General features: G+C 37.9%; 17 protein-coding genes. 14 read left to right on the top strand and 3 right to left on the bottom strand.

What is annotated here, in order from left to right:
• Window positions 1–44 precede the first annotated feature (44 nt).
• Window positions 45–1,205 (bottom strand): sialidase family protein, encoded by a 1,161-nt coding sequence (locus tag NHH16_RS09755; protein WP_262069411.1) that lies wholly within the window; start codon window positions 1,203–1,205, stop codon window positions 45–47.
• Window positions 1,206–1,450: 245 nt separating this feature from the next.
• Here NHH16_RS09755 and allB point away from each other — a divergent pair, with 245 nt between their 5' ends.
• Genes allB through NHH16_RS09725 form a run of 6 tightly spaced genes read left to right on the top strand, consistent with a single transcriptional unit; the run spans window position 1,451 to window position 8,281 of the window.
• Window positions 1,451–2,812 carry an allantoinase AllB gene (gene allB, locus NHH16_RS09750; protein ID WP_262069410.1) on the top strand — a complete coding sequence of 454 codons (1,362 nt, stop codon included), beginning with the start codon at window positions 1,451–1,453 and terminating at the stop codon, window positions 2,810–2,812.
• Between the two features lie 16 nt (window positions 2,813–2,828).
• Window positions 2,829–4,340, top strand: coding sequence for a sugar ABC transporter ATP-binding protein (locus NHH16_RS09745; protein ID WP_262069409.1), 1,512 nt, complete (start codon window positions 2,829–2,831; stop codon window positions 4,338–4,340).
• 9 nt (window positions 4,341–4,349) lie between these two features.
• Window positions 4,350–5,327, top strand: a complete 978-nt coding sequence (locus NHH16_RS09740) for an ABC transporter permease (RefSeq protein ID WP_262069408.1) — start codon at window positions 4,350–4,352, stop codon at window positions 5,325–5,327.
• A 31-nt stretch (window positions 5,328–5,358) separates the two neighbouring features.
• Entirely contained in the window at window positions 5,359–6,525 is a 1,167-nt protein-coding gene (locus tag NHH16_RS09735; RefSeq protein WP_262069407.1) for a substrate-binding domain-containing protein, read from the top strand.
• 39 nt (window positions 6,526–6,564) lie between these two features.
• A complete protein-coding gene (locus NHH16_RS09730; RefSeq protein ID WP_262069406.1) occupies window positions 6,565–7,461 on the top strand; it encodes an NAD-dependent epimerase/dehydratase family protein in 897 nt (298 codons plus the stop codon).
• Between the two features lie 31 nt (window positions 7,462–7,492).
• Window positions 7,493–8,281 (top strand): FCD domain-containing protein, encoded by a 789-nt coding sequence (locus NHH16_RS09725; protein ID WP_262069405.1) that lies wholly within the window; start codon window positions 7,493–7,495, stop codon window positions 8,279–8,281.
• A 175-nt stretch (window positions 8,282–8,456) separates the two neighbouring features.
• On the opposite strand, the gene NHH16_RS09720 is transcribed toward NHH16_RS09725, so the two are convergent.
• Both NHH16_RS09720 and melA read right to left on the bottom strand, forming a co-directional pair.
• On the bottom strand, window positions 8,457–9,548 hold the full coding sequence (locus tag NHH16_RS09720; RefSeq protein WP_262069404.1) for a GntR family transcriptional regulator: 1,092 nt from the start codon (window positions 9,546–9,548) through the stop codon (window positions 8,457–8,459).
• Between the two features lie 45 nt (window positions 9,549–9,593).
• Window positions 9,594–10,931 carry an alpha-galactosidase gene (melA, locus tag NHH16_RS09715; RefSeq protein ID WP_262069403.1) on the bottom strand — a complete coding sequence of 446 codons (1,338 nt, stop codon included), beginning with the start codon at window positions 10,929–10,931 and terminating at the stop codon, window positions 9,594–9,596.
• Between the two features lie 441 nt (window positions 10,932–11,372).
• Between melA and NHH16_RS09710 the strand changes: the two genes are divergently transcribed.
• The 8 genes from NHH16_RS09710 (at window position 11,373) to NHH16_RS09675 (ending at window position 21,192) form a co-directional block, all read left to right on the top strand.
• Window positions 11,373–12,872, top strand: coding sequence for a sugar ABC transporter ATP-binding protein (locus tag NHH16_RS09710; protein ID WP_262069402.1), 1,500 nt, complete (start codon window positions 11,373–11,375; stop codon window positions 12,870–12,872).
• A 15-nt stretch (window positions 12,873–12,887) separates the two neighbouring features.
• The gene (locus NHH16_RS09705; protein WP_262069401.1) at window positions 12,888–13,835 is read left to right on the top strand and encodes an ABC transporter permease; all 948 of its coding nucleotides are present in this window, start codon (window positions 12,888–12,890) and stop codon (window positions 13,833–13,835) included.
• Between the two features lie 22 nt (window positions 13,836–13,857).
• Window positions 13,858–15,006: a sugar ABC transporter substrate-binding protein gene (locus NHH16_RS09700; RefSeq protein WP_262069400.1), complete on the top strand. Its 1,149-nt coding sequence runs from the start codon at window positions 13,858–13,860 to the stop codon at window positions 15,004–15,006.
• A gap of 25 nt (window positions 15,007–15,031) precedes the next feature.
• Window positions 15,032–16,006 (top strand): ABC transporter permease, encoded by a 975-nt coding sequence (locus NHH16_RS09695; protein ID WP_262069399.1) that lies wholly within the window; start codon window positions 15,032–15,034, stop codon window positions 16,004–16,006.
• A gap of 82 nt (window positions 16,007–16,088) precedes the next feature.
• The gene (locus tag NHH16_RS09690; protein ID WP_262069398.1) at window positions 16,089–17,672 is read left to right on the top strand and encodes a response regulator transcription factor; all 1,584 of its coding nucleotides are present in this window, start codon (window positions 16,089–16,091) and stop codon (window positions 17,670–17,672) included.
• On the top strand, window positions 17,672–19,354 hold the full coding sequence (locus NHH16_RS09685) for a sensor histidine kinase (protein WP_262069397.1): 1,683 nt from the start codon (window positions 17,672–17,674) through the stop codon (window positions 19,352–19,354). Before NHH16_RS09690 ends, NHH16_RS09685 begins: the two co-directional genes overlap by 1 nt.
• 570 nt (window positions 19,355–19,924) lie before the next feature.
• Window positions 19,925–20,533, top strand: a complete 609-nt coding sequence (locus NHH16_RS09680; protein WP_262069396.1) for a hypothetical protein — start codon at window positions 19,925–19,927, stop codon at window positions 20,531–20,533.
• Window positions 20,530–21,192, top strand: coding sequence for an SIMPL domain-containing protein (locus NHH16_RS09675; protein ID WP_262069395.1), 663 nt, complete (start codon window positions 20,530–20,532; stop codon window positions 21,190–21,192). The genes NHH16_RS09680 and NHH16_RS09675 overlap by 4 nt, the downstream gene beginning before the upstream one ends.
• Window positions 21,193–21,198 lie beyond the last annotated feature (6 nt).

Below are 21,198 nucleotides of genomic sequence, written 5' to 3'. Positions count from 1 at the left end.
CTCAGAGGGAAGATGGGCTATTGTGTTAGATACTATTCGTTTCTTTACTTAATATTAGGTTGACCAAGAGCTTTATTAACCAGCACTTTTAATTTGTTATCTGGAGAATGTAACTTACCGGATAAAACATCATCTTCTGTAAAACGGGCCATTAATATTTCACGTTCCGTAATGCGTTGTCGGTCATATGTCACATAAATATAACCATCGTCTGCTTCTTTGGCGTCAGGATAGGAGACTTCATCACGCTCGTCTAGCAAGAGTGAATAAGGCCAAGTTTTACCATCATCTTCGCTAAGTAAAGCAGTCAAATGAGTACGCCCTTTCCAAGCTTTTACATCGCCTTGATTCATTATATCCTCGACGCTATTTTGTTCCTTAAAATTAAAGTGATTAATTAGTAACAGACGCCCTGATTTTAAGCGACTAATATGAAAGCGCGAGCAGGGACCATCAATCTTACTTTTTTGTCCATGACTCCAAGTATAGCCACCATCAGTGGAGAAACTCTCGCCTATTCCGTAGAGTGTCCTTACTAGCATCCAAAGTGTACCATCGTTTTTTTCCACAATCATGTGTTCATCGAAGCCACGGTCAGGAACATCAGCGTGGCCTCTAAGGGTAATGGTCCTACCTTCATCTGTGGAAGCATATACGTTTGAAAATTGCTCGTTCTCCAAACCATGGCGTTCAGTAGGAATGCTACCACTCGTATCGCACCAAATAGCACAGGGAAATAACCATTCACCTTTACTGCTAACAGTTGGCTTGTTCATCATGATACCGTTGGCAATACGTCGGGGAGTTGACCAAGATAGAATATCGGCATCTGGATTATCACAGGTCACTAGCCAGACACCACTTCTTCCATCGTTAAACCCTCGGGCTTGGGTGTAGGTCATCCATAATATTCCATGAGGTGTAATCCATAGATTTGGGTCATAGATGCGTACTTCTGGATCTGGATGCTCTATAACAGTTGCACATGAGCGGAAGCTTTCACCATGGTCATCGCTGATGCATAGGACCATGATGTTGCCACCTACCTCGGCGTCTTGCCCTGCATAAAAGTTTACGAAAATCCTTCCCTTAGCAGATACTTCAATAGAGGGAATCCCTTGCCAGCGTCTATATGTATCTTGAAATCGCTCTTCAGCTGCATTGACATATATTTTAGCGGGGGTTAGTGTTGATTCATTTGGCATTTTTATACCTCCTTAAAATGGGTAAATAATACCACTAATCAGTGATGAGTAGCTATACCTTAACATGAGAATACGAAAACTGTCAAATGAAATTATAAATAAAAAGGGGAATTACATTTTGTGAGATATCAACAAATGAAAGAAGAAAAGTAGAAAGCATATTGACAAAGTGAACGAAGAAGTGATAAGTTCAAAGCAACACCACTCATTAGTGATGAGCAGAGAAAAACAAGGTGGTGAAATAATTGAATAGAAGAATTTTTAAAAATGGTCTGATAGTATTGCCAGATCAAGTGGTCAAAGGCTCCTTAGTTGTTGACGATGGAGTAATAGCGGGAATAGTTTTACCTGGTATTTCTTTAGTGGGATACGAGGAAGTAGAAGTAAGTGGTAAAGTTTTAATGCCGGGACTAATAGATACACATGTGCATATGTGGGCACCGTCACCGCTTGATTATAGGGAGGATTGGAACTACGGCTCGAAATGTGCAGCTTCCGGGGGAATTACTACAATAGTGGATATGCCCCTCAGCGTTCCGCCAGTTTTAGATGAGGAAGGGTTTCGGTTAAAAAGAAGTCTGGCAGAGAAAGAGTCAGTTGTGGACTTTGCATTTTGGGGAGGGTTAACACCCAAAAATATTGACAAGATGTCCCTATTGAATGAACTTGGCTGTGTGGCTTACAAGGGATTTATGAGTTTTGCTAATGAGGATTATCCTCAAGTGACAGATGAATTTCTTGTTAGAGGGATGAAAGAAGTTAAGAAATTTGATGGCTTAATTGGTGTTCATGCTGAAAATGCAGAAGTTGCAGACTTTGGCAGTAGAGAGATGGCAGAATCAAATTGTCATGATTACGCGATGCACGATGATGCAAGACCTTGGTGGGTAGAGTTAGAAGCAATTCAGCGGGCAGTGCTTTTTGCTAAGGCGAATGATGTACGTCTCTATATCTGTCATATGACTATTGAACAAGGTGCAGCTTTTCTAAAGCAAGCAAAGGCAGATAGAACCAATGTTTATGTAGAGACATGCCCTCAGTACTTGCTTTTTGACAAAACCTTTTTAAGAGAAAAAGGCTCATATGCAAAATGCAATCCGCCCTATCGCAGTCGAGAAAACGTGGAACGGTTATGGGATTATGTTTTTGACGGTACAATTGATACAATCGGGTCAGATCATGGACCGTATCGAGATGATGAGAAGGTTAAGGCTGGAAACTTTTGGTTAGAATATAGCGGCTATGGCGGATTTGATGCGATGCTGGCAGGATTATTAACAGAAGGTGTGCATAAGCGGGGCTTGTCGTTATCTAGACTGACCAATTTGACCTCAAAAAATGCTGCTGACATTATGGGCTTAGCGCCAAAAAAAGGGAGTCTTTTACCAGGGAGTGACGCTGATATAATAGTGGTTGACCTTAATAAGGAATGGGTGTTTGATGGTACCAAGTCACTTAGTAAAACTAAAAGTGTTAATAATGTCTATCACGGAATGAATTTTAAGGGCAAAGTAGTTCAGACGTATGTACGCGGTGAATTAGTGTACGACGAAGGTCAGATTAAGACAGTAGATGGTTATGGGGAATATATTCCTCGGCAGAGTTGAAACAAGGAGATGCATCATGATTAAAGAAAGCTTGATTGTATCAATGCAAAATATTAAGAAGTCCTTTGGTGGGGTACATGCCCTTACTGATGGGAAATTGGAGCTAAGAGAGGGTGAGGTTCTCGGTCTGATAGGTGAGAATGGTGCTGGAAAATCTACATTAATGAAAATTCTTTCAGGGGTTTTTGGCGCTGACTCAGGAGTAATAGAGGTTGGCCAAAGCGTAGTAGACTATAAAGACCCTAGTATGGCTCTGGAAGATGGCATCTGTATGATTTATCAAGAGTTAAACTTGGTACAAAAACTGTCTATTGCCGATAATATTTTTATTGGTAGAGAGGCCCAAAAAGGAGTTGTTCTAGATAGAAAAAAAGATATAGAGAATAGTAAGCAGATTTTGGAACAATTGGATTTGGATATCAACCCCAATACAATTGTAGAGAAATTGCCTGTGGCGAAGCAGCAAATGATAGAGATTGCCAAAGGGATATCTTACAATAGTAAAGTTTTGATTATGGACGAACCGACAGCAGCCTTGGCAGTAAGTGAGATTGAAGAGCTTTTTAGAATTATTAGAAAGCTAAAGGAGCAAGGGATATCCATAATTTACATCTCTCATCGATTAGAAGAGTTATTTACGATTACTGATCGTATTACTGTAATGAGAGATGGTGCCTATATAAAGACCTTTGAAACATGTAACTGCCATATGGATGAGTTAATTCACAGCATGGTTGGACGAGAAGTAAGCTGGGAAAAGAAGGAGAAATCTAATGTTGCTGTTGACGCAGAGACGGTTTTAGAGGTTGAAGACATGGAATCACCAGACATTCATGGGGCGTCCTTCAAGCTTCGGCGAGGTGAGATAATAGGATTTGGCGGCCTAATGGGCGCCGGTAGAACCGAACTTGCTAGATTGATTTTTGGAGCAGATTGGCGTCGGAAAGGTAAGGTATATGTCAAAGGAAAGGAAGTCACTATTAGAACACCTAATGATGCTGTGATGAATGGTATTGGATATATTTCTGAGGATCGAAAGGATTTTGGGCTCTCTCTTGATTTGTCTATTGCGGATAATATTGCTCTTCCTAACTGGGAACTGTTTACCAAAGGTGGCGTGGTCAATCATAAGCACCAGTATGAAAAAACAGCAGAAATTGCAGAATTGGTATCTGTAAAGATGCCTTCGGTTAAGCAATTGGTGCGTAATTTATCTGGTGGGAACCAACAAAAGGTGGTTATAGCCAAATGGTTACTTAAGAACTGTGATATTTTAATCTTTGATGAGCCTACAAGAGGAATTGATGTTGGCGCTAAAAGCGAGATTTATGACTTGATGCGCGAGTTGATAAAAATTGGAAAATCCATAATTATGATTTCTTCAGAAATGCCAGAGTTGCTTGGAATGAGTGATCGAATTATTGTCATGCGTGAAGGATATATAACTGGCGAGTTAGGAATTGAAGATACGACACAAGAAAAAATTATGGAACTTGCGGTAAAAAATGTAAAGGCCGGAAGTAATTAGGAGGGTTAGATGAAAAAGAATAATGCATTTAAGAGAATTTTTTTGTCGCAACGGGTCATTGCATTATCCACATTGTTTATATTGTTTGTACTGTTTTCCATTTTCGGGAAAAATTTTTTAACAACCAATTCGATGATTAGTTTATTAGAAAGTACTTACTATATTATTTGTTTAGCATTTGGGATGACATTTATAATTTCTACCGGTGGCATTGATTTATCTATGGGGAGTGTCGCTATGTGCGGCGCCCTTATTGGAGGAGTGGCGTATTCTGTATGGGGGATGCCAATCGGTATGTCGCTGGTCATTACGATAGTGGTGTGCGTTTGCTTTGGGATTCTTAACGGTGTACTTGTTTCTATCTTTAAGATTCCACCATTTGTAGCTACAATGGGTTCTTCCTATATCGCCCAAGGTTTAGGATATATCGTTTCAAAAGTACAAACAATGAGATACCCTGTAATTACAAGTCCGGATGGTTGGTTTAAACGAGTTTTTTATAAAACACTGAATGGTTTCCCGATTGGAGTAGTTTATATGATATTACTATTTGCAATTGCCTACTTTATTTTTAGGTATACAAAAATAGGAAAGTATGCCTGTGCCATTGGGTCAAACAGTGAAGCTACCAGATTATCAGGAGTTAAGACAAGGAAATGGACGATGTTAGTCTATACAATAGCGGGTGTATTTGCGGGAATGGGTGGAATTTTTTATAGTGCTACATATACATCAGTGTTACCAGGTTCGGGAAGTGGTATGGAAATGAATGCTATTGCTGCTGTTGTTATTGGTGGGACCTCGCTAAGTGGAGGTTCAGGAACGATGGTTGGAACCATTATTGGTGTTTTCATTATGGCAGTACTACGGAATGGTTTACAAACAATAGGTATTCAACAACAATGGCAAGTTATGTTTACAGGACTTGCGGTGTTGTTAGCTGTTATGCTTGATACATATCGAGGGATTAAAGAAAAACATAGCTAAATAATAAGAAAACTGAAAGGAGAGTATGATTATGTTAAGGAACATACATCATACAAAGAAAAAGATGAGAAAAAAAATAGCATTAATATTAGCGATAGTTATGATGGTTAGTTCATTTGTAGCTTGTGGTAATAAAGGTTCTAAGAGTGGTGATAAGGCAGATGGCAGTAATGAAGCTTCGAATGATGAATATAACATTGAAATGGTAGGTAATTCCTTTTCAATAGAATATTGTAACATTAACGTAGACGGTGCAAGGGCGGCTGTAGAGGATATGAAAAAGGAAGGGGTTACAGTCAACTTAGAGTACAATGCTTCTGCAGACTCTTCACAAGTAGATGAGCAAATTAACATTATTAGCCAAGCATTGGCGAAACAGCCAGCAGCACTTTTATTAGCCGCAGCTGACTCGGGTTCACTAGACGAGCAGATGATTGCTGCTAAAAATGCAAAAATCCCTGTAATTGCTTATGATATAACTTTTGATAACCCGCCAGAGGGAAGCCTTACAGCGACTTCAGCTAGCGATAGCAAGATGGCAGCAGCACAAGCAGCTGAGAATCTAGTATTAAATGATGATATCGTAAGTAAAATAAAAGAGGCAACGGCAAAAAAACCGGTGGTTATTAGTGTAATTGCACCTGATGCAATTATGACAGTACATCGAGATAGAACGATTGGTTTTTCGGAAAAAATGTATGAGCTATGTCAAGAGTGGCAACCAGGAGCAGTGGAAATATCTGGGAATGATGCTTTTGCAAAAGCGGCAGATAAAGAGCCATCCGTAATTATTCGAACCGATATTGCTGCCTCTAAGGCAGATGAGGATATTAGAAATTTAGCTAGTAGTGTGGTAACGGATGCAGATGTGGCAGCTATTTTCGTAGTAAATGAAGCGGCAGCCACAGGTGTTCTCAGTGCCACAACTGACGGTGCCGATTTAGATAGAGAAAAAGGAAAATATAAGGACATGATTGTAATCGGCTTTGACTCAGGAGCTACCACTAATAACGCGGTTAGAAACAGATATTTTTATGGAGCGGTTGCTCAAGATCCATATACAATGGGTTATGAAGCGATGAAAATGGCGGTCAATGTGCTACAGGGTGGAAAAGCAGAAGATATTGTGATTCCAGCGGTATGGTTTGATGCTGACAATATGGATGATTCAGAAATATCTCGTATTCTTTATGAATAAAATCATGTAAATTCACTTTGAAAGCGAAAGGATAAAAATATGTCAACATTACTAATCGGTGGCAATGGCCTAATAGGTACACGTCTCGTAGAGTACCTCTGTGAACAAGGGGAACACGTTATCTCGTACGGGCGTAATAAGCCAGAAAAGAAAGTGGACGGTTGTGATTATGTACAGGGAGATGCCAATGATTATGGTAATCTCAATATGGTCTTGAAAAATAATAGTGTAGATAGAATCATTCACAATGCAGGAATATCTCATCCCAAGATGTTAAGAGATAATCCATATATGATTTATAAAACAAATGTGGGTGGGGTGCTAACTAGCTTAGAAGCAGCAAGAAATTACGGCATTAGTCGGTACGTCTATATAAGTTCGGGTGCAGTTTATGGTGATGTACAGTATGATGTTATTGACGAGAGTTTGAAACTTCATGCGGAAAACCCATATGCAGCTACTAAAGTAGCTTGTGAAGAGCTTGTGAGAAACTATGGATTAGATAGTGTATCTTTGAGAGTGGGATTTGTCTATGGTCCCAGACGCGTTAACGAGTGTCCGGTTAATATGATTCTGTCAGCATTATTAAAAGATGGAAAAGTTTCTTGGGAACGTGGTGCAGAGCAGCTGTTAGATTATATTTACATTGAAGATTGTATAGAAGGTATTGTGAAAATCGCCTTTGCTAAAGAACTAAAACATAGAGAATATAACGTAGGCGGCGGTGAGGTCATTCCCTATTCAAGGATAATCGCAAAAGCAAAAGAACTTTTCCCAGAAGCTCTAATTGAAATTGGTGAAGGTGATTTAGGCTATGATAATCTGGGGTCTCTTAGTGTAGCAAGGGCTTATGAAGATTATGGATGGAAGCCACGATTTTCAATAGAAGAGGGAATGGAACTGTACCTTGACTGGCTAAGGAAAACTATGCAATAATTTGAATTAATAAGTAAAGTGGGAGAAAATTATGGGCGAAAGTAGTAACTTGATAAGTCACTTAATGCGAACAGGCTTATTTAAGACCAATAGAGATGTGCTTGATTATTTTATTTTAGATGATATCTCAGCGCATGATGGACCAATGGGATCATGGACACTAGTTCAACTGTTGGCAGACAGAGGTGTTGATGTTAGTAGTGCCACTATTGGTCGTTATCTAAAGGATTTAGATTATGCTGGATATACCGTTAGGGAGAGTAATCAGGGACGAATATTAACACCTGAAGGTAAGGCGCATTTGAAGACTTTATCCGAGCAGATCGAGCGAGCGGAAGTTCATGACGGCGAGACCCAAGCACTATGTGTAAATGAATACGATGAACTTTTTGATTTACTAAAAGCGAGAAGAGTATTAGAAGTTGCTGTAATGAAAGAAGCTATAAAAAATGCGACTGCAAAAGACATCGAACGACTACGCCTATCTAACTCCGACTATTATGCCGATTTAGCAGAGAAGGTAGATCATATTGAGCCAGCGCTTGATTTTCATGCTATCCTAGCGGAAATGAGTGGTAATAAATATTTTATCAGCCTACTTAAGCTGCTAATATACGAGGAGAAACAAGTTGAGGCCGGACTAGACGTATTAGAAACGCGTTTTCAAGGGGATGTTTATGCGGCTCAGCACGAAGAAATTACAAACGCTGTGGAGAAGAAAGATGTGGATTTAGCTGTGCGCCTAATGAAAGAGCATATGGATGAGATAATTCGCACCGTAGAACAGCAGATTAACGAGCTTAAGAAGGTGGAAAACTAAGAGTTTGAGTTGAAGAATGGGGGCGTCGGAAAATAGCTATTTTGAGTACCGATTTCTCTAAATAAGAACCCTTACCCTAGAATCAAGGATTAATGCCTTGTAATCATTCTGGGGTAAGGGTTCTTTTGATAACTTTTCTTTTTTGCACTCTCATCTAGTGAGCTCTATTGCCATTTTAAATACTAGTGTTTCTAGACTGGATTTCTGTAGGGATAGTGATAATATTGGGTTTATCCTTAAAAATTAGAGATGGATTAGCAATTTCTTTTAAAACTTCTTCAGCAGCGATATTTCCCATTATACTCTTGGGATGAGAAGCAGAGATAAAAGGTAAATCAATATTGCCGTGAGCGAAGTTGTCATCGTCAAAGCTAGCTAGAGCCAAATGAGGAGAGATAATACATTTTTTTTGTTTGGCTCTTTGCATAATAATGTCTAAGAGCAGATCATTATAAATAATTAACCCATCGGCATCGGCTAAGCGAGTGCATATGTTATTGATTGTCATGATGCTTGAATAGGACTCAAATACATTTTCGTGCTTTGTGTCAAGATCGCCAAACCAAAATATATTGTTGTTTTCAATGGGGAGTCCGGCATCAAGTAGTGCCTTAACAAATCCTAAATAGCGATTTTGCCCTTGAATATCGTCGTACTTAAAGCAACCAAGGATATTTTTTTTACCTATTTTAATTATGCGTTTTGTCATCTCATAAGATAGCTTTTCGTCTGCCATTTCTAAAGAGGTGGCGGCCAGAGTATTATAATGATTATTTATAAAAATCACGGGAATCCCTTGGTTAATAAGTTTTTGATATAAATCAATATTGGGATTAGGAAGACCTGATTTGACGCCCTCAACAATTATCCCAGACACATTTAAATCTAACATTCTTTGAAGGTATGCTCGTTCTGTGGTTAAAGAATAGTGACTAAAAGCTAAGTCAATTCCGTAGTTATGTGCTCCAAGAACTTGTTCGATACCTCGTACAATAGCTGGGTACACGTAGGATGACATATAGGCGACCATGATACCAATAGTTTTTTTCTTTTCACTATGAGACCAGGTTACATATGAACCACTCCCTTTTATTCGACAGATATAACCATGCTCGGACAACTCAATAAGCGCTCGCCGGACGGTTTGCCTACTAATTTGAAAGTTATTGCATAATTCCATCTCAGTAGGTAATTTATCCTTGGTTTTATAGGTGCCGTCTTTAATGCTGTTGACTATATGATTGTATAGTTCTTTATATTTTGCCATTGCTATCCATGCCCTATCCTTTTGTAATGAAGTATAGCATGTTTTTTATTTGAAATCAGCTAGAAAATCTTTGTTAGCGCGACAAAGCTCGTCTGATAAATCATTTAGTTGTTCCAAAGTACAAACGGCACTAGCTAACGGATCCATTTTAATAGCGTCAGCTATTGCAGAGAAACTTTTTGACCAGGCAGCTTTAGCCATTAGCTTATGCGTAGAAATATTGGTATTGTTAAGTGCAGCTAGTTGTTCGGGAAGGCGTCCTACATAGCAAGGATGAATGCCCTCCGCATCGGCATAGCAAGGAACTTCAACACAGCTATCTGCGGGAAGATTTTCTATAAGGCCTGTATTCATAACATTTAAATTTGCTCGATAAGGCTTACCTGTCAAATTAGCATGAATTATTTCAGGTGCATATTCAAAAGATTTTTTCATAGGAATATCTTCGTTATTTGCTAAATATGTTTTTAAAGTTTCATAATATTCATCAGATCCTAATTCAAAATCCAGCCACCAGCGTCTTTCGACTTTATATTTCTCAATTAATTCTTTGTTCTTTCGAAAATATGGCACATATTCAGACATGTGAAAAGGTGATTCTGAAGGGAATTTACCAAAGTTTTTCATGATTTCGAAACGAACCATATCGTAAACAGCTACATTATAGTTAGGACCATAGTCAGGTTCTACCTTTTGTAAGGCGACCATCTTGTCCCAATCTTTAGCGAGTTCAAAGAGTTGGGGATAAATATCCTTTCCCTTAACCTTGAATTGCAAAAACCAATCCATGTGATTAATGCCGGCAGCCCAAACAGAGACATCCTTTAAGTCTGCACCAACATATGCAGCTAGTTGCTCGGTTGTGCTTTGAACATTATGACAAAAGCCAAATGTTTTTATGGTGGTTTCCTTTTGTAAAGCTAAGCAAAGGGGAGCCATGGGGTTAGTGTAGTTAAAGAAATAAGCGTCGGGACAGAGTGTTTCCATATCTTTGCATATTGCTAATATATCGGGATAGGCTCTTAAAAAACGCATAACTCCACTAGGATTTATTATATCACCTACGGAAGGGTGCACGCCGTATTTATCACATATTTCTAGGTCGTCTTTATATCGGTATGGACCGCCGACATTAATAGTGTTGATGACATAGGAGGCATCCTTTAAAACATCTCTTCTATCAGAAGAGGCTTCGATAGTTGTTGACTTTCCAGTTTGTGAAACAAGTTTTCTTGCTACTTTTTCCATTATTTCTAGTTTTTCGGTATTGATGTCAACTAAGGAAATGTTATCAATTTCGATGTCGTTGAAATAGAGAAGATCTCCGATAAACTTTTTGGAAAACATGGCACTACCAGCACCGATAATTACTACTTTATTCATTTTTTCTCCTTTCGGCGTATTTGTACTTATTTAATTGAATACAAATACAAATCAAATTAATTGGTTGGCTTTATTATTTACATAAATTGTTCTTAAATGTCAATGCTTGAATATGTATTTCGTGAATTTGGATAAATAATGGAAATCGATTTTGAACAAGATATATAAATGCTTAGGAAAGCTTAGAAAAGATTATGAATTTGTACCATATATAAAGCTGATTTGTACTTTATAAAAATTGTTTAAATGATAAAAATGCCTATTTGTGAGGGGTTGAGCTATTGTAAAAAGCGCACAAAAGAGGACGAGAGACGTAAAAAAACAAGATTATTCCTAACAAAGCAAAAGAATTTTGGTGTTTTCAAAATAAAAACTTTATGTTTAGATTTTACTAACGTTAATTATTTTGTTGCAACGAAAAGGAGGAAAGGAGTAGAGAGAATGGAAAAGCCCCTATTGGAAATAAAAAACTTGAGTAAGTCTTTTGGCGTAACAAGGGCTTTGCAGGATGTATCTTTTAGTATATCAAAAGGGACAATTTGTGGTTTGGTTGGGGAGAATGGATCGGGAAAATCGACATTGTCTTCTATTATAGCAGGAATGCAAGGAAGTGATAGTGGAGAGCTGATTCTTGAAGAAAGAGTATTTACACCTCACAATATTAGTGATGCTAGTAGCCAAGGAGTCAGTATGGTTGTTCAGGAAAAGGGCACGATAAACAAATTGACAGTGGCGGAAAACATTTTTATTGGTAAAGAGGAGCAGTTTCTGGTAGGCAATTTAATTTCTAAGAAAAAGATGAATGAAGCAGCTGATAGTGTGTTGAAGCTAATTGGTGCAGAGGAAATCAAGTCAGAAGCAATGATTGATGAGCTGAACTTTGAAGAATGTAAGATTGTAGAAATCGCAAGAGCAATGGAAAACAATCCTCGTCTTCTAATTATTGATGAAACGACGACAGCTATTGCCCACAAAGGCCGCGAGTTATTATATAAGCTCATTAAAGAAGTAAAGAAAAATGGTCAGTCGGTTCTATTTATTACACACGATTTGGACGAATTACAGATGGTATCAGATGAAATAGTAGTTCTTCGCGATGGTTGTTTTATTGGAAAGAGAGTAAACCAGAATTTAGATGTTCAAGAACTTAAAGCGATGATGGTTGGACGTGAAGTCTCCGATAATTTTTATAGGAATGATTATAGTGAACTGGAGAAGCTGGAACCAGCGTTGTGTGTGGAGAATCTCACGTTGGATGAGAAAATCCAAGAAATAACTTTTACAGCTCATAAAGGGGAAATACTTGGCTTGGGAGGTCTTAGTGAATGCGGTATGCATGAAATAGGCAAAGCACTTTTCGGATTGATAAAGCCAATAACGGGGAAGGTTACTGTGGCTGATAAAAATATATCAGTAAGAAACGCGAGTCAGGCGAAAAAGCTAGCTATTGCTTACTTATCAAAAAACCGAGATAAAGATTCAGTACTACTAAATACCAGCGTTGTTGATAATATCGTATTGCCTTCAATAAGTAGTTTGTCAAGGGCAGGACTCTTGTCAAAGAGAAAAGAAAAAAATTTCGCAAAGAAGTGGGCGAATGAACTAGAGGTTAAATGTAAAGATGTTAATCAGTATGTGTCTGAGTTGAGTGGAGGGAATAAGCAAAAGGTAGCCATTGCCAAGTGGTTGGGAAAGGGATCGGATATTTTTATTTTTGATTGCCCGACAAGGGGAATAGACATTGGTGTTAAAGAATCTATATATCACTTGATGGAAGCATTAAGAGCTCAAGGAAAGAGCATTGTTATGATTTCAGAGGAGATGCCGGAGTTAATAGGAATGAGTGATCGTATAATTATTATTAAGGATGGCAGGATATCTGGTGAATTAAAAAGAAGTGTCGATTTAGTGGAACGAGATGTTATTCAGTATATGATATAAGGTGGGTGAAGATAAATGAAGACTAATGCAGCAGATGTAAATTTCAAAAAGATAAATTTATCGAGAGTAATCCCCTTTGCTGGTTTGATTCTTGTGACTATTTTTTTTACGCTTGTATCACATGGAAACTTACTTTCAATTCAGAACGTTAAGCTGTTGATCAATCAGATGTTTACTCTTTGCGTAGGTGCTATAGGTTGTGCATTTGTAGTTGCTCAAGGAAACTTAGATTTTTCGGTAGGTGGAATTCTGGGCGTATCTGCGACTTTTGCTGCATATGCATCACAAAAGTCAATTGGTGCGATGGTGATTACGGCACTTGGAGTATCACTTGCTATAGGGCTAATAAACGGGTTTATCCATGCAAAATTAAAGGTGGAATCGTTTGTTTTAACGTTAGCCATGCAATTTGTTCTTCAAGGAGTAATTGTTATAGCAACAAAATCGGGGACGGTACCAATACCTTTTAGTATGTACAGTTTAGACAATTTGACACTTAAGATAATTACAGTTATTGTGGTGGGAATTATTGGGTATATTGTCTTTGAGTATTCAGCGGTGGGCAAGTATTCAAAAGCTATCGGAAGTGGTATAGAAGCGACAAGGCAAAGTGGAATAAGTGTTAATAAGTATAAAATAGTAGCATTTATGATATCAGCTTTTACGGCAGGAATATGCAGTATATTTGTATTGGTTAGAACGGGTGCAGCGTCAACAGCAACAGGAAAGTTTTTTGAAACAGATGTGTTAACGGCGTTAGTGCTTGGAGGGATTTCCCTTGAAGGTGGGTCGAGCAGTAAAATTAGCAGTGCGATAATAGGCTCTTTAACGCTAGCGATATTGTCGAACGGCATGGTTTTATGGGGAATCAACGAGCATTATCAGCAATTGGCAAAGGGATTGATCTTTATTGTAGCAGTGTGGTTAGCAGCGGGAAATTCAAGAAAAAAAAGAAAAGGTTAAGAAGAAAGGAAGGACTATAATTATGAGTATTAAAAAGAGAGTATTAGCGGTATTGTTGTGTGTAATGATGGTGATTTCATTAACAGCTTGTGGTGGCGACAAGTCCAGTGAAGAAAATGAAGGAGAGACAACTAAAACTGCAGAACCTAAAGTAGGTATTTCAATCTGGTCTTCTACAGATTCTTTAGGAAAAGCATGTACGGACCTAGTAAAATCTGCAGCAGCGGATATGGGCGGAAGTGCTATGGTAGATGTAAGTGGTTTGACACCAGAAAAGCAGGTGACTTCGGTAGAGAACTTGATATCAGCAGGATGTGATGCGATTACTATTTGTCCGTTTAGTGACGCTATTTTACCAAAAGTGGCTAAAATGTGTGAGGATGCAGAGGTTCCATTTATGATATATTTCCGCCAAATTCTTGACCCTGAGGTTAAGGAGGCAGTAGAGGGAAGTAAATTTTACTTGGGAAATTGCTACGAAGATGAAGAAGTAACAGGATATAATATGGGAAAATCACTTGCCGATAAAGGATGTAAAGAATTGATGATTATTTCTTTGCCTAATGGTGATACGACAGCTGAGCAGAGGGAAAAAGGATTAGCAAGAGCTTGCGACGAGTTTGGCATGAAAGTGGTGGCAGAAGTACGAGATGTTGAACAGGCAAATGATGCTACAAAAGCGGTGGAAAGCGCAATAGCGGGTTTCCCAAATCTTGATGGAGTTATGTTTGTGTCAAGAGGTCCTGCTGCATTTAGCGGTGCGATACAAGCAATAAAGCAAGCAGATAAAGTTGGAGAAATTTTCGTTTCAAGTATAGATTTTCCGGATCAGATTGAAAGTATGGAGACGGCATTTGAAGAGGGTATCTTAGCTGGTGTTTGTGGCGGACATTTTCCAGACCCAATGTTTACCACAGTTGTACTTTTCAATTATTTAAATGGAACACCGTTGGCAGATGATAATATTTCTTTGACACTTAATTTTATATACTTATATAGTCTGGAAGATGTGAATAACTACTATGAATTCTTTGAAGGTGATACGCCGGTATATAATGAATCTGAATTAGCAGAGATGCTTAAGAAGAATAATACAGACTTTAGTGTTGATGCGTTGCAAGAAATCATGGATACATATAGCTTGGAAGATGTGATGGGAAGGCGTCAATAGTTATTTGCTTAAGGAGAACAAACAGATGAAAATAAAGAAGCTTATATTCGATATCGCTAAAAGTTTGGTACTTCCGGGTTTTGTATATCTTATATTTTTAATAATATTACCTCAGGCATTTGGTTCTGTTAAAAGTCTATATGTTATATTTTTGCAGACGATTATTCCATCGGTGATGGGGTGGGGATTGTGTTTTATATTGACATCGAACATGTGGGATTTTAGTATAGGTGCAGAAATGGTACTTGTGGCGATAATTTCTGCATACCTAGGTATTGAATATGGTGTAGTCGTGCTATTTATTGCAGCAATAGTTTTAGGCTTGGCATTCCATCTGATAACGGGACTTGTGTACTATTTTTTGCAGATACCAACGATTGTTACAACGATTGCGATGGCATTAGTATATGAAGCTACAGGAGCACTCTTTAAGGGGGGAGGTGGATTTACGCTTCCTAGTGATAAAACGTTTTTGGGTAATCCACCTTATAATATTATTCTTGGTGTTATCTGTGTAGTTATTGCTTATTTCTTATACAATAAAACGCGTTTTGGATTTCATGTACGAGCTATTGGAAATGGCGAGAATCTTGTAAAGCATATAGGTATTAACGTTAAGAAAGTACGATTTTTTTGTTTTTTGACTTGTGGTTTTTTTGTGGGAATTGCTGCTGTTTTGCAATTATGTTACGGAGGTTCCATGGTGCCGATGCAGAATCTTGCAAGTATGTCGATTGTGTTTAAGCCGATGATGGGTGTTTTTATTGGTATGACATTGTCAAAATTTTGTAATCCTATTTTTGGAGTATTTATTGGTGAACTAACGATGAGTATCGTAACATTGGGAATGGTGGCATCAGGGTTGCCTGCAACTGTTCAAAACATTATTATTGGTGTATTTTTAATTATATTTTTGATTGTCAATAATAATAAAGATGATTTTGTAGAGTTAAAAAAGAGAGCAAATATAAAGGGGAAGTTGGCTGAAAAAGCAAATTAATCAGAGGAAATCCTAGCGCCTATCGCTATTTAGTTAGTGATAGGCGCGTTTTGTGGTACACTGTAAGTAACGAGGTGAAAGTATGCTGAAATTAGTTATTGTAGATGATGAACCATTGGCTACGGAATATTTGACCGAATTAATCATATGGGAAGATTTTGGATTCCAACTAGTTGGCAAGGCGAATAGTGCAAGACAAGCAATTTCGATTATTAAAAAAAACAAAGTTGATTTAGTAATAACGGATATCCAAATGCCAGGGAATGATGGAATTAAACTAATCGAAATGGCGCGAGAACTTGAGTTAGAAACAAAATTTATACTTTTATCAGCTTATTCGGAATTTGAGTATGCAAAAAGTGCATTGTCTTTAGGAGTTCTCGATTATCTTCTTAAACAGGAGTTGAGCAAAGACTATTTGGAAAGTAAGATGTCTAGCGTGTATATGGAACTATCAAAAGAGGTCTTTAAAAAGCAACAAAGTGAAACACACTTAATAAAGGATTGTTTTCTTGGTTCTGTCTATACTGAAACAGATAGAAGGGGGATAGAGTTACCGAAGCGAGACATGTTTTTTTACATGATTATTCCTAGAATTTGTTTTTTCTCGAGCTTACATAAGCAGGAAATAAATAATCGTTTTATTGAGATGAAAAAAGCAAATGATAATTTTATACAAAGTATAGAGAAGGAAAAATATCAAGACTTTTTGGTGGATTACTCGTTTGAATTACCAAATAGTTCGGTAGTACTATTAATAAATGAAAATAGACCTGTTTCAGCCTTTCAGAAAAAAGCATGGGCTGAAGAAGTGAGAAGGGAAATTGAAGAGCAGTATAAGACATTTGGGGGTTATTATGTGATTTACGGAGAACAAAAAGATATTGCGCAAAAGTGGGGATTGGTGTATCAAGAGTTTGCAAGAGATATGAACAGTCTGATATTTTATAAAGGGGATAGATTTATTTCATTAGATAAGTGGAATGCATATATAAAAAAGGTACATGGTGAACGAGTAAGGTATGAAAATATCCAAAACAAGCTAGAGGATATTAAGTGGATTCAAGAACTTGGGAATTACACGAAAGAAAGTGTTGTAGATAAAATTAAAGGGGAGTGGGAAAGTATTGAGCGTTGTAAGAACAACCAAAGCCCTCTGAATGCTCTTATAAAGTTATTGGAGATAGCAAAAAGTAAAAATCGAACTGCGTTTGAAGAGTTGCGCCTTGATGAGAAGTGGTTTGAAGAGTATTCAAATGACTCTTATATAATGATGGAGTTATACACTGAAATTGCGTTGAAGACAGTAGCGGCAAAGAGGAAAGGCAAAGAGAATACGTATTCTAAGGATGTATCGATGGCTATTCGTTATATTAATCTTCATTTCTGCGATAAATATCTTGCGGTTGAGAAGATCGCTAAGAAAGTAGAATTAAGTATATCGAGGCTTAGCGTGGTCTTTAAGAAGGAAACAGGTATGACTATTGGCGGTTTTATTACTAATAAGAGAATAGAAGCAGCCAAAAGATATTTACAGGAAAGAGAGTTGAGAGTCCATGAAATTGCTGAGTTGGTTGGGTATAGCAGTAGTCAGTATTTTAGCCAAGTTTTTCTTAACGAGGTAGGAATGAGTCCGAAAGAGTACGCTAATATGGAGGGGAATTGATGGTACGAGGTCGAATTGCTACGAAACTGACCAAGCAAATATTGGGGATAACGGGAATTATATATGCCTCAATATTAGTTGTGATTTTCTTTTTTGCATATCAAAGTAATAGAGATATTGTTATTAGAGAAAATGAAATTTATGCAGAAAATCTTGTGACACAAATAGATGGAATATCCAGGGTTATTATTAGCAGTAGTAATATGATTTTTACCGATGATATTTTAAGAACTTCCTTTGAAATATATGAGAATGCTACAAAGGAGGAACAGGATTCGCTCTATGAAAAAGTTTCGTTTCGTTTAGGGAATTTATCACATGTCGACAACCGAATCAAGAAAGTGGTGCTTGTAGCGAAAAAAGATAACGAACTTTTTTATGGAAGCCAAGGAATAAATCTAGAAGGTGTAATCGACTGGGAGGATTTTGAAAGATTTAGAGGAACAGGAACGACAAAGGGATTTGGGAAACCATACGTCCATAGAGCGACGGATGGTTTGGATTACATATATTGTAACTATTATGGAAACAATCACTTTTCGGACGGGCGTTCCTTTGATATAGTCATGGTATTTAATATTTCAGGCGTTTTAAAGGAAGAGATGACTTTGCCTATTTTTACCGAGTACTGCATGATTCTTAATGGCCAAGGGGATGTATTGCATGAGGTGACAGCAGCCAATGACAGTGCAAATATCGGCGAAAATGAAGTGGAGAAGGGAGTGTTTGTTAATAAGAACTCAGAGGTGACAGCATGGAGAGTGCTTTGCGGGATTTCACAAGAGAAGTTAGTGAGAATTGTATTAGAGAATATTTTAAACGTATTAGTCGCAAGCGGTTTACTAATCATTTTAGTACTAGTGATTACCCCACGATTGATTAATCGAATGCTCAAGCCCTTGAGCGACCTATCTGAGAGCATGAAAACAATGGAAACAGGAAATTTGCATGAGTTGCCATCACCAGAATCAAACGATGAGTTGGAGACACTGGTAAATCAGTTTAATTTTTTGATAAAAAGAATCAAACAACATATTTTATCGGAAAAGCAGATGTTTGAAGAAAATAAGCAGCTAGAGTATGACCTTATTCTTGCTCAGATTGATCCGCATTTCATCTACAATACGTTGCTTTCAGTAAATTATTTGGCACTGAAAAATCGTTCTAAAGATGTTGTCGAGGTTAACAATGCTTTGATAATGATTTTGCAAGACCGATTAAAATTGAAAGAGTATGCAGGCTTTGTTACCGTTGAGCAGGAACTTCTGATGATTGAGCAATATTTTATAATTCAAAACAAACGATATGGTAATGGTGTGGTGCTAGAGTATGATGTAGAGATTGGGACAGAAAAAGAAAAGATTCCTAAATTTATTCTCCAACCGATTGTAGAAAATGCGTTTAATCATGGATTTGTCTCAGAAGGATATAGTAATGGGCAAATAAGTATAAAGGTTAGTAGGAGGAATAGGGGGCTACTCATGGTGGTTGCAGATACTGGAAAGAGAATTTCAGAAGATAAGCTTTATGAACTAAATCAAGGTAAATTTTCCTTTGAAAAAGGACGTAACTTTGGGTTATATTCTGTAAATGAACGGTTACAGCATTATTATAAAAAGGACTTTTCTATTAGCTTTAGTAGCAATGATAAGTTGACAGAGGTGTCTATTCACATTGGTTAAGCGGATAAATATGATACCAAATTAATGTCAAAGAAGAATGGGTCTTTGAAGCGAGAGGTAGGTACCTTAAAGTCAGCAGCCGGGCAAGCGGCTTGTTTCATAATTGCCTTTTCGAAGAGGTTATGGGGAAAGAGATCGTTCCCGAAGTCGCCGCTTCATCAAAGACAGGAAGTATGCTTCGTTGATAAATAAAACAGAGCCCTGTGCAGCGTCGGAGTTCTCTTTGATAAGGTTGGCTGCCGGCTTACATATTTACTAATTAAATCTGTCTGACTTACCTTATGTAAGTTACCTATAGAAAGAATTCCATTGTCTCTCATAATTGTATTTATCTATCAAATATTTTAAGAGCCATATTAAACACGTACGGACGCTTCCTCAAAATAGCGACGAGAATAAATAGATTATTTATATCATTGAAATACTAGATCAAGCTACGGTGGAAAACAAAAATATGGAAGAAGGGTTAAGCGCATCAAAGTATATGGCTGAATATCTATATATGTTTGGCGGTGAAAAAGCCGCAACAAGGTACGAAGTTCAAAAAAATGATGAGGGCGAAGGTGAATTATGATGGATAAGAACATGGAGTATAACCCGAAAAGAGAAGGATTTATTGGGCGTGATAGGAAGGAAGAAGTAGAGGTGCTTTTTATTCTCAAGGAACCTAATAGCTCTGGGGAAGAAGGGGTTTGGTTTCGTGATTGTGTCTATGAAAAGAAAATTGAGAATAAGTACTACAGAACGTTAGGTATACTTGCAGACTTACTGATGGGTGATAAAGCAGGTGGGAATACCCATAGCAATTTGGGTAAATGTGGATATATGAATGTATATCCATGTTCTGGCGGTCCTACGGCAAGCCTCAACTATGAGAAAACAATAAATGATGCTGTTATTCTGAAGGGACGTTTGGACAGCTGTTTCAAGAAATTAAACCCTAAGATGGTGGTTACTTGCTTAGGGAACTATGATGCTATCTTCAAGTTGGAAAAGTATAAGTCGGAGAACTATGAGGATCACTTTTTGTATAAAAGAGATACTAAAGAGGATAGGAAATTTAATAGCTGTACGATATGTGTAAATGGCAAACGAATTCCTATGTATGAGTTCTATCACCCCGCAGCAAGGGTTCGCAAAGATAGAGAAAGATTTGATTTACAAGGAGGTCACCTATGACAAGAATAATAACAGTTAAAGGTGTTGGAAATGTATCTACGAAGCCAGATTACGTGGTGGTTTCCATGAATCTAGAAGCAAAGGATAAAGAGTATGACGCGGCTATGGATTTGGCAGCAGAGCAGCTGGAACAGCTTAATGATAGTCTTATGTCTCTTGGCTTTGAAAAGAATGATCTAAAAACCACGAATTTTAGCGTGGATACAGATTACAAAAGCCTTAAAGATCAGCAAGGTAACTACCAACGAGTGTTTAACGGCTTTGTCTGCAGGCATCAGCTAAAGTTATCCTTTGACTTTGATATGAAGAGGTTATCACAAGTGTTGTCTACGGTGGCTGAGTGTCTGGCACATCCAGAAATCGGAATATCCTTTACTGTAAAAGATGCCACAGCGATCAATGAGGCCCTACTGCGTGAGGCGACTGCCAATGCAAAAAGAAAAGCAGAGCTGCTCTGTGAAGCCTCTGAGGTGAAACTAGGCAAGCTGATTACGATAGACTATAACTGGGGCGAACTGAATATATATTCTGACACCAGATATGATATAGCGGAGGACAGCAAAATAGGAGCCGTGCCAATGATGGCAAGAGCTATCGACATCGAGCCAGATGATATTGATGTGAGGGATACCGCTACTTTTGTGTGGGAGATTGAATGAGTTAGC

This window comes from Ohessyouella blattaphilus (assembly GCF_024721265.1).
GTDB lineage: Bacteria > Bacillota > Clostridia > Lachnospirales > Lachnospiraceae > Aequitasia > Aequitasia blattaphilus_A.
Note: the sequence above shows the minus strand (reverse complement) of the source record. Positions and strands in the feature narration are given on the sequence as shown.